13 protein-coding genes are annotated in these 14723 nt (G+C 64.9%); 5 read left to right on the top strand and 8 right to left on the bottom strand.

Annotated features, from left to right (window positions below; translation table 11 throughout):
• The first annotated feature begins 57 nt into the window (after positions 1–57).
• Complete coding sequence (locus tag B552_RS0126625) at positions 58–876, top strand: DUF2092 domain-containing protein (RefSeq protein ID WP_026036081.1); 819 nt, start codon at positions 58–60, stop codon at positions 874–876.
• A gap of 10 nt (positions 877–886) precedes the next feature.
• Positions 887–1405 carry a hypothetical protein gene (locus B552_RS0126620; protein WP_019452111.1) on the top strand — a complete coding sequence of 173 codons (519 nt, stop codon included), beginning with the start codon at positions 887–889 and terminating at the stop codon, positions 1403–1405.
• Positions 1406–1485: 80 nt separating this feature from the next.
• On the opposite strand, the gene B552_RS0126610 is transcribed toward B552_RS0126620, so the two are convergent.
• The 8 genes from B552_RS0126610 to B552_RS27970 all read right to left on the bottom strand — a co-directional run bounded on the left by B552_RS0126610 (position 1486) and on the right by B552_RS27970 (position 12177).
• The gene (locus tag B552_RS0126610) at positions 1486–2619 is read right to left on the bottom strand and encodes a hypothetical protein (RefSeq protein ID WP_019452110.1); all 1134 of its coding nucleotides are present in this window, start codon (positions 2617–2619) and stop codon (positions 1486–1488) included.
• Entirely contained in the window at positions 2606–3859 is a 1254-nt protein-coding gene (locus B552_RS0126605; RefSeq protein WP_019452109.1) for an LssY C-terminal domain-containing protein, read from the bottom strand. The genes B552_RS0126610 and B552_RS0126605 overlap by 14 nt, the downstream gene beginning before the upstream one ends.
• Complete coding sequence (locus B552_RS0126600; protein ID WP_035880397.1) at positions 3856–5121, bottom strand: LssY C-terminal domain-containing protein; 1266 nt, start codon at positions 5119–5121, stop codon at positions 3856–3858. The genes B552_RS0126605 and B552_RS0126600 overlap by 4 nt, the downstream gene beginning before the upstream one ends.
• Before the next feature lie 276 nt (positions 5122–5397).
• Positions 5398–6090 carry a DUF2894 domain-containing protein gene (locus B552_RS0126595; protein WP_019452107.1) on the bottom strand — a complete coding sequence of 231 codons (693 nt, stop codon included), beginning with the start codon at positions 6088–6090 and terminating at the stop codon, positions 5398–5400.
• Positions 6083–6754, bottom strand: coding sequence for an OmpA family protein (locus B552_RS0126590; protein WP_019452106.1), 672 nt, complete (start codon positions 6752–6754; stop codon positions 6083–6085). The genes B552_RS0126595 and B552_RS0126590 overlap by 8 nt, the downstream gene beginning before the upstream one ends.
• Positions 6751–9363, bottom strand: coding sequence for a DUF802 domain-containing protein (locus B552_RS0126585; protein WP_019452105.1), 2613 nt, complete (start codon positions 9361–9363; stop codon positions 6751–6753). The genes B552_RS0126590 and B552_RS0126585 overlap by 4 nt, the downstream gene beginning before the upstream one ends.
• A gap of 9 nt (positions 9364–9372) precedes the next feature.
• Entirely contained in the window at positions 9373–10080 is a 708-nt protein-coding gene (locus tag B552_RS0126580; protein ID WP_019452104.1) for a DUF3348 domain-containing protein, read from the bottom strand.
• 132 nt (positions 10081–10212) lie between these two features.
• Positions 10213–12177 (bottom strand): sensor domain-containing diguanylate cyclase, encoded by a 1965-nt coding sequence (locus B552_RS27970; protein ID WP_026036080.1) that lies wholly within the window; start codon positions 12175–12177, stop codon positions 10213–10215.
• 406 nt (positions 12178–12583) lie between these two features.
• Here B552_RS27970 and B552_RS0126570 point away from each other — a divergent pair, with 406 nt between their 5' ends.
• From B552_RS0126570 to msuE, 3 genes are all read left to right on the top strand, one after another.
• A complete protein-coding gene (locus B552_RS0126570) occupies positions 12584–12916 on the top strand; it encodes a hypothetical protein (protein ID WP_035880393.1) in 333 nt (110 codons plus the stop codon).
• A 257-nt stretch (positions 12917–13173) separates the two neighbouring features.
• Positions 13174–13986, top strand: coding sequence for a MetQ/NlpA family ABC transporter substrate-binding protein (locus B552_RS0126565; protein ID WP_019452101.1), 813 nt, complete (start codon positions 13174–13176; stop codon positions 13984–13986).
• A 144-nt stretch (positions 13987–14130) separates the two neighbouring features.
• Complete coding sequence (gene msuE / locus B552_RS0126560) at positions 14131–14694, top strand: FMN reductase (RefSeq protein ID WP_019452100.1); 564 nt, start codon at positions 14131–14133, stop codon at positions 14692–14694.
• The last annotated feature ends 29 nt before the right edge of the window (positions 14695–14723 follow it).

Here is a 14723-nt window from a genome sequence, read left to right as displayed (position 1 = left end):
GAGACGGGCACTGACCCGGCTCCCGCCTCAAGCTTGTCTTCTCAAATGGAGTTCACCATGCCCCGTAAGCTAGTCCTGAGCTTGCTCGCCGCCGCCGCCATGGCGGCCTGCAGCAGCACGCCGCCGGCGACATCCAGCCAGCCGGTCAATCCACCTGCGGCTGCGCCCGCCCCGGCAGCCCAGACGAGCCCCGCGCAGCCCGACGCCAACGCGGTGGACCCGGCCGCCATCAAGGCGCTGCAGGACATGGGCGCCAGCCTGCAGACTCTCAAGCAGTTTGAAGTCGACATCAGCCTGACCGGCGAGCGGGTGTTGCAGGATGGACAGAAGCTGCAACACACCGCTACCGCCAACCTCGACGTGGTACAGCCGAACAAGATCCGTGCGCAGATGCGCAGTGCGCGCTCGCAGCGCGACCTGATCTACGACGGCAAGACCGTCACGCTCTATCAGCCGGAGCAGAAGTACTACTCGCAGGCGCAGTTCAGCGAGAACCTTGCCGCGCTGGTCGATAGGCTGAGGGACCGTTACGGCGTCGAAGTGCCGTCGGCCGATCTGTTTCTCTGGGGTACGCCCGCCGCCCCGGTGGACAACATGACGTCGGCCATGAACGCCGGGCAGGACATCATTGCCGGTGACCTGTGCAATCACTATGCATTCCGGCAGGGCCAGTTCGACTGGCAGATCTGGATTTCCGCTGGCGCACGCCCGTTGCCGCGCAAGCTCGTCATCACGAATCGCACGGACGAGGCACGGCCGCAGTCGATCACGCTCTACAGGTGGAACCTGAACCCGAAGTTCGGCAACGCCACCTTCGCGTTCACGCCGCCGCCGGGCGCCAAGTCCGCCGAGTTCGTTCCCCTGAAGTCCCGTTAAGGAGCCCGCCATGACATACGCATTCGGCAAGCTGTTCACGGTGTGCTCTACCGCGCTGGTTCTGGCTGCATCGGGCTGGGCGCCCACGGCGGCGGCAGCTCGTGGCGGCGGGCAGGTGGCCGGCGCACGCGCAGGTGGAGGAGGCGGTGGTGCGGGCGGCGCGCGGCAGGTCAACAACGTGAACGCGGACGCGCGCACCAACAACGTGCGGAGCAGCAGCGTCAACAGCGTCAACAACGTGAACGCAAACCGCAACGTCAACGTCAACAAGAATACCAACGTCAACGTGAACGTCGAGAACCATGGCGGATGCTGCGGCGGATGGGACAACGACTACCACCCGGTGGCAACGGCGGCGGCCGTCACGGCGACGGTGGCGGTGACGTCTGCGGTGATCGGCTCGATGGTCCGCACGGTGCCGCCGGGCTGTGTGCCGGTCAACTACGGCGGCATGGTCTACCAGCAGTGCGGCGGCACGTGGTATCAGCCACAGGGATCGCAATACGTCGTGGTGAACGCCCCCTATTGATCAAGGCACCAGCCGGGAACCCGTCTCCAGTCGCTTGAAGTGGCGCTGGAGCGGGCCTGCAGGCGCCATGCGCGCAACCATTACTTGATGGACGCCGCCAGGTCCTCCTCCACGAAGCGCAGGATTGCCTCGATCAGGGCCTCACGCGGGTAGGCGTTCTGCGTCACGAAGAGTGCTCCAACCGTTGGATGCGTACGCGCAATCGGCACCGCCAGCGCCCAGTGATCGGCATTGATGTAACCGAGAAGCGAGCTTCCAGGGATGACTTCATCGTAGAAGATGACCTGGCTGTCGTTTCGGGCATCAACACGCGAAAGCTTCTTGTAGCTCGATTCCAGAATCGATGAAATGCGTTCCGGCGCCGGGAACGTCACGACCGAGTAGTAATGCAGGTCGCCCGGAAGCGGATGTTGTGCGAGCCATGCCATGCGCGTTGCCGGCCTCAGGCTTTCCACGCCGCCGCCATCACCAGAGGTGCAGGTCGCTTCCGGAAAGTGGCGCAGAAGATCGGCCTGATACTGCTTGGCATCATTGGCAAGTGGCGATCCTCCAACCGCTCCGGCCGCGCTCACTACGGCCGCCACGCGGCTTCTGATTTCGGGATATGCGACCAGAGCTTCGAGGATGTCAGGGGCGCCCTTCGAGTAACCAACTAGCACCAGGCGCGGCGGGCCATCCTGCACTGGCATTGCCAGGATCGCGTCGCGCACCTGACGCGCATTGTTTGTCGAGCTTGATAGCGCATCGACGTCTAGCAGCATTGCGTCGAAGCCAAACTGCCGCAGGTGCGTCATGACGGTTCCGGGCGAATCGAGCCAGCGCCTGAAGCAGTCGTAGCCGATCCCCGGTACAACCGCTGCGACAAGATGCCGCCGGGACGGGCCCAGGTCGACGGGTTTGCCGGTACCAGCGGGTTCAGTGCCAAGGCGCGTCAGTGCTTCGTCGCACGGCCGGTAATCGGGCAGCGCTTGTCCCCGCGCTTCGAGCACCGCGCAGTAGATCTCGCGGAAGCGCCCCCGTTTGTCGACAACCCCTGCCTGAGATGCCGGGACAAGCGCGAGCGGCATCGTCTCGGTCGAATAGGGCAACAGAGGATCGGCAGCGCATGCAACGAGCAGGGCGCACACAGGAATTGCCGCCAGCATGGCAAAAGCCTGCCGGATTGCCGACCCCATCGAGACGGATGGCCTGGGGTTCGAGTCATTGGCGCGCATTGCCGGCTCCTCCGTACTGACGAACAGGGGGCGCTTCAAGGTACGGTACCCAGTCGAGGAACTCCACGTCCGAAAGGCTGAGCGGGCGCGTTGCAAAGAAGAGAACAGCGCGCAGACCGTCTGTGTAATAGGCTGCGCCGCCCGCCGTGCTTCGCTGGTGCGATTCCGATACCGGGCCGACGCCATTCACGAATCCAAGCTTTTCCAGCCCACCGGAGTACATGAGGTCCTGGATCAGCAGGTTCCTCGCCTCGTCGACGTTCTCATGCAGGATCTGATGAGACTCGCCACGCGGCAGAAATCGTCCGCCTACTGGACGCCCGACCTGTGCGACATAAACCAGTTGGCCCTGAAAGCGCATAGGAGCCAGCCAGCCGCGTATCCACGTGGCAGGCGCGCCGCCCTGTGCCTCCTTGCGCATGACGAAGTCAGGCGCTCGTCCAAAAAGCCTTTGGGCCTGGTCGAACGGGTGCTCGTCGCGCCGGAAGTTGCGCCGCACCAGAGCCGCGCCGATATCCGTAAGCTGGCCAATGCCAACGGCATTGAGCGGGTCCGCTTGCACTGTTCCACTTGCGTCCGTGGCGCAGCAGGGCAGGTGTTCGAGCGCAGCACGCAGTGAGGCGAGATCCTGATAGTTCGGCGCCACCGATTCGGGGTAAGGGAAGGGAATCTGCGCCAGGTTCGGATCCATCTTGCCGCCGGGGACCTGCAGCAGCAGAGAGAACGGAATCAAGGTCTGGTTGCCAAGCAGATCGAAATTGGCGAGCTTGAGCTCGTGGTCAGGGTTGGTGAACAGGACCCCCGTGCGCGTCTCTCCCGGAGGGATCGGGTTCCTGAACCCGAGCTTTCCGAAGTATTGATCGATGCTTGCATTCGTTGTTCCGCCGAGCATCGAGTGCAGGGACCACGCGACTTCGTGCGGCGAATAATAATCGGGGTCGGTACCCGCGCGCAGAAGCCAGAGCGGTTGTGACGTCCCGTTCTGCACCTCGACCCAGAGCGGTTGCACGCCGGACTTGCTGACGTCGGCACCAAACATCCGCATGCTGTCTTCGCTCCCAAGCACGGCCGCGCTTGTCCGGACGCCATGGCTGGTCTCGCTGACCGCACGGTCGCGCGGCGCTTCAATGTCGGTCTGAGCCGGGGCGTGCCAGGTCGAACAGCCTGCCAGTATGAGTGCGAGGCAAAACTGGCACGCCGTACGGGCCAGCGCACGATGCCGGGGCGGTGAGTGGCTCATGGTTTTGCTCCGGGATCCACGTGCAGGATCTTGTATGGCGTGATCCACGGAAAAACGGTGATCTTCGAAAGCGCGGTCGGTTCCCGATCGAATACGAGCACATCGCGATAGCCGTCGGTGTAATAGGGGTCAGTCGTCAGGTTTTCGCGCGGCGCGCTCTGCGGTGCCGCGCCCACGCCGTTCACGAGCCCGATCCGGACGAGGTTCTGCGAGTACGCCATGTCTTCGGTCAGCGCAATGCGTGCCTCATCGACATCGGGGTCGATCTTGTGCGTCACCAGCGTCGGCGAGTGAATCGTAAGACGAACGCCGATATCGCGACTGATCTGTCCTACCCAGACGGGTTTGCCGTGATAGCGGATGTCACTGAGCCAGAGCCGCATATGGTTGCGCTGGTGGATGGTGTCCCGCGCTTTTTGCAGTGCAAGGTCCTGGGCGCGTCCAAACAGGTAGAGGTCGCTTACGGGTGCGTTGACGTAGCGCTCGCCAGACAGCGCTGCGCTGACCATTCGCCGGATCGCGCCAGACCATTTTTCCTCGGTGACGCTCCAGCCGCGACGGACCAGTGCCGGAAAGGCGTCCTCCAGGCCCCCGACGATCACCAGATTGAGCGGGTCGCCGTTCTTCGAGCCATCCTCGTTTGTCAGGCAGCATGGGAGGGCTTCAAGCGCGGCACGGAAGCTCTCGTCGTCCGTGTAGTTCACGACGGGCGCCTGGGGATCGTTGGCCCGCTTGAAAACCTGGCTCTTCTTGTAGTCGGCCTGAAATCCCGGTACGGCCTCGAATATGGAGAAGGTCCTGGCACGCCCTTTCGCGACGAGGTCGATCTGCACGAACTTCACCCCTTCGTTGAGGTTGGTCAGCACAAATCCGGAGACCGTTTGCCCGGGCTGGATCGGGTTGCGAAAGCCAAGATCGCGAAAACGCCGGTCGCGCTCGGCAAGTTGATCGCGTGAGGTATTGCCGGCAAACGCTTCGGCCGCCTCCGATGCGGGAAAAAAGTTCGGGTCCAGGCCAGGCGACAGCAGAAAGTAGTTACGATCCTCGCGATTCTGGACCTCGATCCAGACCGGCTGGATGTTCTTGTCGGCAAGCGGCACGCCATAAACGGCAAGGCTTTCTTCGGGCGACAGCACCGCTGTCGATACGCGAAGCCCGCCCTCCGTGCGTGTCACGGCGCGCTCTTGATAGCCGGGGTCGGATGCAGTTGGCTTGCTCCCCGCGCAGCCACCCAGCGTGGCGGTGACAACGATGATGCCCATGACCAGCGAGACGAGGCGGCTGAGAAAGCCGCCTCGATACGCAGGAAGGCCCTCGGTGGGTGCCTTTTCGGGCACGCGGGGCAAGCATGGGTCAGTCCTGGCCACGGAGTTCCTGGTGTCACGGCTGAAGCAAACCGGCGCTCGTCGGGTGACGGACAGCGTTCAACTCAGTCTATGGCGGAACTTCGCGTTTGGCTGTCCAATTTGAACGGCGATAACGCCTTGAGCAGCGGGCGGTCGGGGGAGGACCGATCCGGGCCGATCCGGCCGGCCTGTTCAGCCGGTGCGGGTACCCGTCTTGCCTGGCTTGGCCTTCGTCTTGCGCGGCGCCGGTGCGCGTGGCGCCTCGCGGTCGGGCAGCAGCGAGATCGCGTGCATGCCCTCCAGCCACGACAGCGCTTCGACATACGACAGGAACTGCTCCAGGTACCCGGGTGATACCTCGCGCATCAGTGACAGCGAGCGATGCACCAGATGGTTCGTGTTCAACGGCCCCGCGTTGCCGGGCACGCTAGCCTGCGACTGGCGCAACTGCCGGTCGACGCTGACGCGGGCCCAGGTGTCGCGGAAGTAGTCGGCCAGTTCCGGTTCGGCATGGTGATGACGGTGCGGAGCCGGGGCGGGGCCGGCGGGCGCCGTGGGCGCGTGGGTCGTGGGGACGAGAGCCTGGTGCGTGCGCCGGTCGAGGCGTTCCCTGAGTGCCGCAAGATCGGCGAGGGCGCCGGGCTGCTGTGGCGGTGTCTCGGGTGCCGGTACCTCGCCAGAGGCGCGTGCCAGCACTTCGCCATAATCGGCGACCAGTTGGGCCACCCGCGCCTCCAGCAGTTGCCCTGCTTCGCCACTGTAGTCGGCGGCGCGGCGCGCCATCGCCTCGATGAAGCGAAAGCGGACCGGGTCCGCGCGGTCGGCGCCGCTGTCGCGCCAGCCGTCGAGCAAGTCGCGAGGATCGCGCGGGCCGTCGTTATGCATGGGGTTTCGTGGCCGCGGTTCCGGCTGCGGCGGCGGTGCTGGCGGGCACTCTCGGCACCGGCGCAATTTCCACGCGCCGGTTCTTCGCACGACTTTCCTCCGTGGCATTCGGCGCCACCGGCTGCTGCGAGCCGAACGCTGCCGAGAAGACCGAAGATGGCGGCACGCCCGCTTCGATCAGCGCGCGGGTCACGGTCAGCGCGCGCTGGGCCGACAGTTCGAGGTTGTCGGCAAACCGCCGGTTGCTGCCCTTGACCTGCTGGTCGTCAGTGAAGCCGCTCACCATCAGGATCTCGTCGCGCGCGCCCAGGTAGGCCGATAGCGGTGCGGCAAGGCTCTTGAGCAGTGCGCGGCCCTCCGGCTGCAACTGATCCGAGTTCACGGCAAACAGCACGTTGCCGCTGATGCCGATGCGCCCGTCCTTGAGCGTGACCCGTCCGGCCGCAAGCGGCCCGGCCAGCGCCTGCTCCAGCGTCTGGCGGCGCTTCAGCTCCTCCTGCCGCTGCTTGACCTCATTCTCCAGCCGGGCCGACAGCTCCATCTGCACGCCGATCACGCCCAGCAGGACCAGCACGAAGGCCCCGAGCATGACCGACATGAGATCGCCAAACACCGCCCAGGCCGGGACGGTTGGCTCCACGCCAGCGTCGATATCGTCCGTCATGCTGCCTCGGCGCCCGCCTGCTGGGCGGAGAACTGCTGCAGGTTTTCCAGGATCTGCTTCTGCGACAGCATGCTCAGGTCGACCACCTCACGGGCCTGCGCCACGTAGTAGGCCAACTGCTCGTCGCTGCGCGCCATTGACTTGTCGAGCGCGGCCTCGATGCGGGCGAGGTGCTCGGCCAGCTTGTCATTCGATGCGCTGAACACCTGCACCGCCATGCCGAACGCTTCGCCAAGGCTCGCCACCTCGACGGCGCTGCCCGTGACCTGCGCCGCGATGCCGTCCAGCTTGCCTGTCTCCTGCGCCACCTGCTCGGTGAAGCGCGTGCCGACGCGCTCCAGCAGATCGGCCGTCGTCGTAACGAGCCCATCCACCGCCGCGCGCTGCTCGGTGGAGGCGTGGTTCACGGCGTCGAGCAGGGTGCCAAGCGTCTCCAGCAGGCGGCCGCGCTCCTCCAGCATCGCGTTGTCGCGCGCCATGCCGTCGGTCAGCTTCTGGCGCAGTTCGGCGATGACGTCGGCGGCGGCCTTGGGCGCCTCGGTCGCAATCTGTGCAAGGCGGGCAACCTCGGCGATCGTGCCGCTGGCCTGCTGCTGCGTGTGCGTAGCGATGTCGCGGGCGGTCTGGGAGAGGGCTTCGCGGATCTCCTGCTGGTGGTCGGCGGATTGCGTGCTTGCCTGTTGCCATTCGTCGCGCATTGTGGCGGCCATGCCGGCCAGCGTGTCACGCCAGACGGCAAGACGCTGTTCGTCGCGGGAGGCCAGTTCGGCTTGCAGCGTGGTGGCCGCGTGCAGCAGGCGGTCGATCTCCGCAACGGTGCCGATGGCGTGGGCCTGCGCGTGCGTGGCGATGTCGCGGGCGCTCTGCGACAGGGCGTCGCGCACGTCCTGCTGGTGCGTTGCGGCCTGCGTGCTTGCCTGCTGCCATTCGTCGCGCATCGTCGCGGCCATGCCGGCCAACGTGTCGCGCCACGCGGTGAGGCGCGTCTCGTCGCGCGAGGCCAGTTCGGCCTGCAGCGTGGTGGCCGCATGCAGCAGGCGGTCGATCTCGGCAACGGTGCCGGTGGCGTGGGCCTGCGCGTGCGTGGAGATATCGCGGGCGCTCTGGGACAGGGCGTTGCGCACCTCCTGCTGGTGCGCTGCTGCCTGTGTGCTTGCCTGCTGCCACTCGTCGCGCATCGTGGCGGCCATGTTGGCCAGCGTGTCGCGCCACGCAGTGAGGCGCGTTTCATCGCGCGTGGCGAGTGCCGTCTGGCGGGCCGTCTCCTGCTCGGCCAGTTGCGATTGCAGGTTGGCGTGCGACTGGCTGACCGTGCCGGCGATACCGGCGGCATGCTGCGCAAAGGCGGCCGAGGCGTCGGTCATCGCCTGGCGGTTGGCGCTGGCGAGCGATTCGCCGGTGTGTTCGAGGCGCGACAGCGCGGCGTCCCACGTCCGGGCCGCGCCGGCAGTGGCCGTGTCCAGGCGCGTGCCGATGCCGTCGACCAGCGCTGCCGAGCGTTGTGCGAACGTTTCGCCGAATCCGTCGAGCGATGCACGCAGGTCCGATGTGAGGGCGGCGTTGGCCTGCCGGTGTTCGGCAAGGGCATGGTGCCAGGTGTCGGCCACGGTGGTGGTGGTGGTGTCAAAGCGGGTGGAGAGACTGTCCAGATGCCGCTGCACGGTCTGCGTGACAGCGTCTCGCATGGTGGCCGCTTCGTGGGCCAGGCCAGCCATCGTGGCATCCACGGCGGGCTGGATCGCTGCGCTGGCCGAGCGGGCGCTATCGGCGATGCCATCCTTCAGCGACAGCCCGACGCTATCGGCCAGCCGCGCATAGGCTGCGTCCGTGCGCGCGTGGAAGGCGTCCTGGCTGGCCGACAGGCGCTCGCCGAGCGCTTCGTTCTGGCGGGTCATTGCCGCGGCCATGGTGTCAAGCCGATCGACCAGCGAGGGCATCAGTTCGGCCTGCCGTTGCAGCAGCGCGAAGACCGTGTCGTGCTGGTGATGGCGGGAATGCACGCGCAGCGTGCTGGCGATGCGTTCGTCCAGCAACTGCGCCGCCTGCACGCGCTCTCGGCGGGCAAGCGTCGAGAGCAGCCCAAGCATGGCTGACGTGGCTACACCGGCCACCGACGTCCCGAACGCGAAGCCAAGGCCCTTGACCGGCGCCGCGAGCGAGGCCCGAATGGCTTGCAGGTCGGCGGCGCTTTCCAGCGCCACACCGGTGCTGCGCAGCGTGCCCACCATGCCGAGGAACGTGCCGAGCATGCCCAGCAGCACCAGCAGGCCCACCAGGTACGGCGTCATTGCCGGGCCCGGCAGCGCCACGCGTTCGCCTTCCACACGCAGGCGCACGGCGTTGCGCAGGCTCGGATGCAGGCGGTCAAGCCACGCGCCAAGGCTTGGCGGCGGCGCGGTGAGGCCGGCAAGTGCGACGGTCAGCGTGGGAGTGGCCTGCCGGTAGCGGTGCAGTTCGAACGCGCCGCCCACGTAGAAGCCGCCGATGAGCAGCGTGACGGCCAGCGCCAGCGCATTCGTGCCCGCGTAGCCAGCGCCAACCCAGCCGACCACGGCGAGGCCCGCGAGAAATACTACGAGTGCGGCGAGTGGTGTGAGGTGTCTGTTCATGTCGATCGGTCAGCTTTCGCGCAGGGCGGCCAGCAGGGCATCCAGCGGCTGGAAGCGGATCTCCAGCTCGGCCAGCAGCACGCTCTGCATGTCCCTGCGAAATACGTTGAGCCACGCGCCCTCTGCGGCGCGCAGCCTTGTGAAATGCGGTTCCAACATCCCCGGCACCGCCGCAAGCACGGCCTGTTCGCGTGCGCCGAGCACCTGCTCCATGACGGCATCGAGCATGGCCAACTGTGCCGCCTGCGGCGTGCGCGACGCCAGGGCCGTGCGCAGCCGCCCGCGCAGCCCGGCGATCTCGCGCTCCATCTGCTGCTGCAGCGCGATGTAGCGCCCGCGATGGACGGCGAAGTCGGACTCGGCCGGATCAGGCGCGGCCGTACGCGTCGGCATGCGCCGGCGGCTGTCGGACGATACGCCTTGCCCGGTGATCGCAGCGGTCAGCATGGCGCGCACATGGGTGCCGGCGGATTCGCCAATACTCCCGCCGCCATGATTTGCGCCAATACCCGCGCGCGCCGGCGCGCCGGACGGTATTTCCGGCGGACTGCCTTTGAGCGCGGCCGACAGCGCGATGGCGTCGGTCCACCCAAGCCATCGGCTTATCTCGGCGGACAGCGATGGCGCGGCGCCGGAAGCCTCGGCGTCCGTCAGGCGGGCCAGCAGGCGTATCAGTTTCGGGCCGCTGAAACCCGTGCGCTGTGGCACTTGCGTCATGTCGCCAGGTTGGAAAAAAACGGGGAGTTTACACGTTCGCGGCCGGGATTCGTGTAGATCAGGCGTCACATCCGTTGTCTTTGACCAGCAACGGCTTGCAGGCTGGCTTTTGGCGAGGGGTTACCCGAGGTGCTACTTGCGCGCCTTGTTGCGCATCAACGGCGCGAACTCGGCAATTGTGCCGCGCCCGTCCTGCTTGGCCTTGTACATGGCCGCGTCGGCCGCACGCATCAGCTCGGCGTAGTTGTCTCCATCGCGCGGATAGATGGCGATACCGATGCTCGATGTAGCAACCAGGTTGTTGCCTTCGATGACCATGGGCTGCGAAAGCGTCTCGGCCAGTTGCCCGGCAACGCGACGGGCAGGCTCGATGCCGACGCTCGGCATGATGATCAGGAACTCGTCACCGCCCAGCCGCCCGACCATCCCCATCGAACCTACGCAGGCTTGCAGCCTTCGCGCGATCTCCTTGAGCAACTGATCGCCGGCGGCATGTCCAAGCGAGTCATTCACGTTCTTGAAGTAATCGAGATCGAGAAAGACGAGTGCAGCCTCCCCGTAGCACTGTCGCGCCTCGGCCAGTGCCGCATCGGCATGCTCACGGAGCAATGTGCGATTTGGGAGTCTGGTCAGCGCGTCATAGTAGGCAAGCTGGTTGATCTGCGCTTCCGCTGCCCGTTGCTGGGTGATGTCCTCACCGACATAAATGAAATGCGCGATCTCGCCGTGGCTGTCCCGGACGGCTGAGATCGTGACCGCAATCAGGACGTCTTGTCCCGCCCTGTCCGTGGCCCAGATCTCTCCCGAGAAGTAGCTTGCGCCCGTCAGCTTCTCGATGATGCCGTGCCACATGTCTTTGGTCAGCTTCAGACGATTGAGGCTGTCGGGGGTGCGGCCGATGATTTCGTGCTCGGCATATCCCAGCAGTTCGCAGAATGCCGGGTTGACCTGAATGATGCGCCGGTCGACATCGGTGATCATGATCAGGCTGCGGCTGTGCTCAAAGACCGATGCCGATACTCGCAGGCGCTCTTCGGTTTCCTTCTGCCTTGTGATGTCCTGGGTGAATCCTTGCAGCTCATATGGCTTGCCTTCGACATCGCAGGCCACCTGGGCCACGAGCCTGCGATGCACCCAGCGCCGATCGGTTGGGTGCCAGCGCCGGAATTCACACTCCTGCGGCTCGATCGGCTGGTTTGCCCGATCAAGAATATTGGCCAATGCGTCGCGGTCGTCAGGGTGTACTTCGCTCAGGATTTCCTCGATGTTCACCTCGAGTTCACCGTTGGCAGGGATGCCGCTCATCTCCAGCGCGAAGGCCTTGCTACGGAAAATGCGGGTGGCCAGATCGAGCGTCCAGGTTCCCATGCGTCCGAGGATCTGTGCCGACTCGATGCGTTGATGCTCGCGCCGCAGCCTGGCTTCCGCCTCCTTCTGCTCGGTCACATCCTGGGTGAAGCCATACATTGTCACGGGCTTGCCGTGCGGGTCTCGCACAAAGAACAGCGGGGAACGCACGTGAATCCAGCGTTGCTCCGTGGCCTTCCACAGGCGATATTCGAGAATCGTGGCGGTGTCGTCCCGCGTCCCCGCTCGCCGCAGGGCAACGGTATGCGCAATATCGTCGGGATGGATGCGGGAACTGAAATCCGATTCAGGGATGCGCGAGGTGCCTGGCGGAAAGCCAATCTGCTCGACCAGGTCGTCGCTGACCTGGTAGACGGCATCGGCATAATCAAGCGTCCAGTAGCAGATGTTGCCGAAGACGCCAGACGTAACCAGAAGCGTGCGATAGCGGCTGAGAATCTCCTCGCTATCGTTCGATCTGGAGATGTCTTCGGAAAAGCCGATCAGCGAGCCATCAGCGGACGGATAGCCAATCGTCCGTACGTCCATCCAGCGCGAGCTGCGTGGGTTCCACAACCGGTGTGTCAGGCGAATTGGCGCTTGGCCGGGTTGCCAATGCTGGAACGTGCCGATAAATCCGGCGCGTTCGTCTTCGGGCACGCGTTCGGCAATCGTCTGGAGCGCAACGGCCTGCCGACACGCGTCACCGAGACAGGCGCCGCCGGCGGAGTCCGGATCAAACCGGAACATTGCGTTGCGATGGTCGTATTGCCACTCACATATCGGGCCAGGATGTTCGGCAGGCGCCTCGGGACCGCTCCGGCCAGCGGCCAGTTCGGCGATAAGTGTTAATCGAAGCGATTCCTCGTCGCTTTTGCCCATTCCTGATGATGTGATGGCTAGACTGCGTTCTCGCCGTTTGTGCGTTTTCGATGGCGTGGGATCTTATCCATTTACGGGCGATGAAAGAAGTTCTTAACCGCAACTACGGGAAGATACTGATCGCGCGGATCGCGCCAAGCGCCTTTTACGGCGCTTGGCGCAGCAAGGCGATATAGGACAAGGACCGACAAGCCTTTCAGCCTGCGCAGCAGACAGCCGGCGAGCTTGCCGCCGTAGATTGAAGGTACCTGGTTCTTTTCCAGAGAGGATCATCATGTTCCGACGCTACGCAACTTGCCTCACCCTTGGCGTACTTGCCGCAGGCGCCTCCACCGTCACACTTGCGGCTGGGTATGTGGAAGCACAGGGTGGCCCCGTCTATGTGGAGCCGGCCCCGCCCGTGGTCTATGGACAGCCCCCCGCTGTGGTGGCGGGTCCGACAGTGATCATCGGCTGGCATGGCGACCGCTACTGGGACGGTCACCGCTGGTGGGAACGCGACGAGTGGAACCGTCACCATCCGCATGACCAGCATCGCCACGACGAGCACCACGACGACCACCACGACGACCACCACGACGAGCATCACGAGGACCACCACGGCTAGGGGCTTCTGATTGAAGCATCGCGGCGGAAGCCGCCACAGTCACATGCGGGGGCGCTGGCCCGAAGTCAGCGCCCCCGCAGGCGTTCTGCCAATAGGTCTGCCTGTAGTTCTGCGAATACCCCCACGAGATGCAGCCTGCGGAACACGCCGGGGGACATTAATGTAAGCTTCGGCCTCGGCCGCGCCTCTATCCGGCGTGGCCTGACTGTCATCCAAACCAGATGGCAGCTCCTCGATTCCCAGGAAAAACAAGACCTATGAAAATGCTCTCGATCTCGAAGACCCTGGCTGCCGCAACCGTGGCGCTGGGTGTCGTAGCCGCCGGCAGCGCGGCAGCCCAGGAACAGACCATCCGCGTGGGCACCGTCAGCGGGCCGGACGCCGAAGTCTGGCAAGTGGTGCAGAAGGTTGCCAAGAAGAACGGCCTGAACGTGAAGGTGGTGGAATTCAACGACTACGTGCAGCCGAACGCCGCGCTCGACGCGGGCGACCTGGACGCCAACAGCTTCCAGCACCAGCCGTATCTGGATAGCCAGATCAAGCAGCGCGGGTACAAGATGGTCAGCGTTGGCTACACCTACATCTCGCCGCTGGGCATCTACTCGAAGAACCTGAAGTCGCAGAAGGACCTGCAGCAAGGTGCCAAGGTTGCCGTCCCGAACGATCCGTCGAACGAGAACCGCGCGCTGCTGCTGCTGGCCGCGCAGGGCGTGATCAAGCTGAAGCCGGGCGTGGGCACCAATGGCGTCAACGCCACGCCGCTGGACGTGGCCGACAACCCGAAGAAGATCAAGATCGTCGAACTCGACGCCGCCCAACTCGCCCGCGCGCTGCCTGACGTGGCTGCTGCCGTGATCAACACGAACTACGCGCTGGCCGCCGGCCTGCAGCCGACGACGAACGCGATCGCCATGGAAGACATCCATAGCCCGTACGCGAACATCATCGTCGTGCGCACGCAGGACAAGGACAAGCCGTGGGTGAAGAAGCTCGTGGCGGCGTATCACTCGGAAGAAGTGCGCCAGTTCATGAAGACTCAGTTCAAGGGCGCGATGGTGCCCTCGTTCTAAACATCGACCGGCGAATACCATTGCGTGAAGCGAAGAACGGCGGCCCCAGGGCCGCCGTTTTTGCATCTATCCATAGTCGAATTGCTTCGTTCGCAACAGCCGGGCACGGCGCTAAGGTAAGGGTTGATCAACCGGAGCCACAACGTGTCCACGCCCCTGAAAGTCGTCGCCGTCAACGGCAGTGCCCATCAGCCGTCCCGCACCCTTGTCCTGATCCAGGCCTTGTTCGCTGAACTGGACCGGCGGCTAGTGTTCGATACGCAGGTCGTCGACCTGAGCAGTATTGCCCGGCAGCTTGGCGCATCGCTGACGCGAGACGAACTGCCTGCCGACATCGCCGCGCAACTGGCCGCAATCGAATCGGCCGACCTGCTGATCGCCGCCGCGCCGGTGTATCGCGGCTCGTTCCCGGGACATTTCAAGCATCTGTTCGATCTGGTCGGCATGGATGCGTTGGCCGACAAACCAGTGCTGCTGGCCGCCACCGGCGGCAGCGATCGCCATGCGCTGGTGCTGGAGCACCAGTTGCGCCCGCTGTTCAGCTTCCTGCAGGCGCTGACACTGCCGATCGGCGTATATGCGTCCACGTCCGACTTCGATGGTTATCAGGTGGGCAGCAAGGCACTGGCCGATCGGATTGCGCTGGCGGCAGAACGCGCCGCGCCACTTTTTGCGAACTCGGTGCGGCAGTTGCGGCGTGTGGCTTGAAATGCCGCACTGTTTTCTCCCCTCTCCCG

Source organism: Cupriavidus sp. BIS7 (genome assembly GCF_000292345.1).
GTDB lineage: Bacteria > Pseudomonadota > Gammaproteobacteria > Burkholderiales > Burkholderiaceae > Cupriavidus.
This window is presented reverse-complemented; position numbering and strand designations above follow the sequence as displayed.

Coding starts and splice junctions, on each gene's coding strand:
- B552_RS0126625 (WP_026036081.1), top strand. CDS start 58: ATGCCCCGTAAGCTAGTCCTGAGCTTGCTCGCCGCCGCCGCCATGGCG.
- B552_RS0126620 (WP_019452111.1), top strand. CDS start 887: ATGACATACGCATTCGGCAAGCTGTTCACGGTGTGCTCTACCGCGCTG.
- B552_RS0126610 (WP_019452110.1), bottom strand. CDS start 2,619: ATGCGCGCCAATGACTCGAACCCCAGGCCATCCGTCTCGATGGGGTCG.
- B552_RS0126605 (WP_019452109.1), bottom strand. CDS start 3,859: ATGAGCCACTCACCGCCCCGGCATCGTGCGCTGGCCCGTACGGCGTGC.
- B552_RS0126600 (WP_035880397.1), bottom strand. CDS start 5,121: ATGGGCATCATCGTTGTCACCGCCACGCTGGGTGGCTGCGCGGGGAGC.
- B552_RS0126595 (WP_019452107.1), bottom strand. CDS start 6,090: ATGCATAACGACGGCCCGCGCGATCCTCGCGACTTGCTCGACGGCTGG.
- B552_RS0126590 (WP_019452106.1), bottom strand. CDS start 6,754: ATGACGGACGATATCGACGCTGGCGTGGAGCCAACCGTCCCGGCCTGG.
- B552_RS0126585 (WP_019452105.1), bottom strand. CDS start 9,363: ATGAACAGACACCTCACACCACTCGCCGCACTCGTAGTATTTCTCGCG.
- B552_RS0126580 (WP_019452104.1), bottom strand. CDS start 10,080: ATGACGCAAGTGCCACAGCGCACGGGTTTCAGCGGCCCGAAACTGATA.
- B552_RS27970 (WP_026036080.1), bottom strand. CDS start 12,177: ATGTTCCGGTTTGATCCGGACTCCGCCGGCGGCGCCTGTCTCGGTGAC.
- B552_RS0126570 (WP_035880393.1), top strand. CDS start 12,584: ATGTTCCGACGCTACGCAACTTGCCTCACCCTTGGCGTACTTGCCGCA.
- B552_RS0126565 (WP_019452101.1), top strand. CDS start 13,174: ATGAAAATGCTCTCGATCTCGAAGACCCTGGCTGCCGCAACCGTGGCG.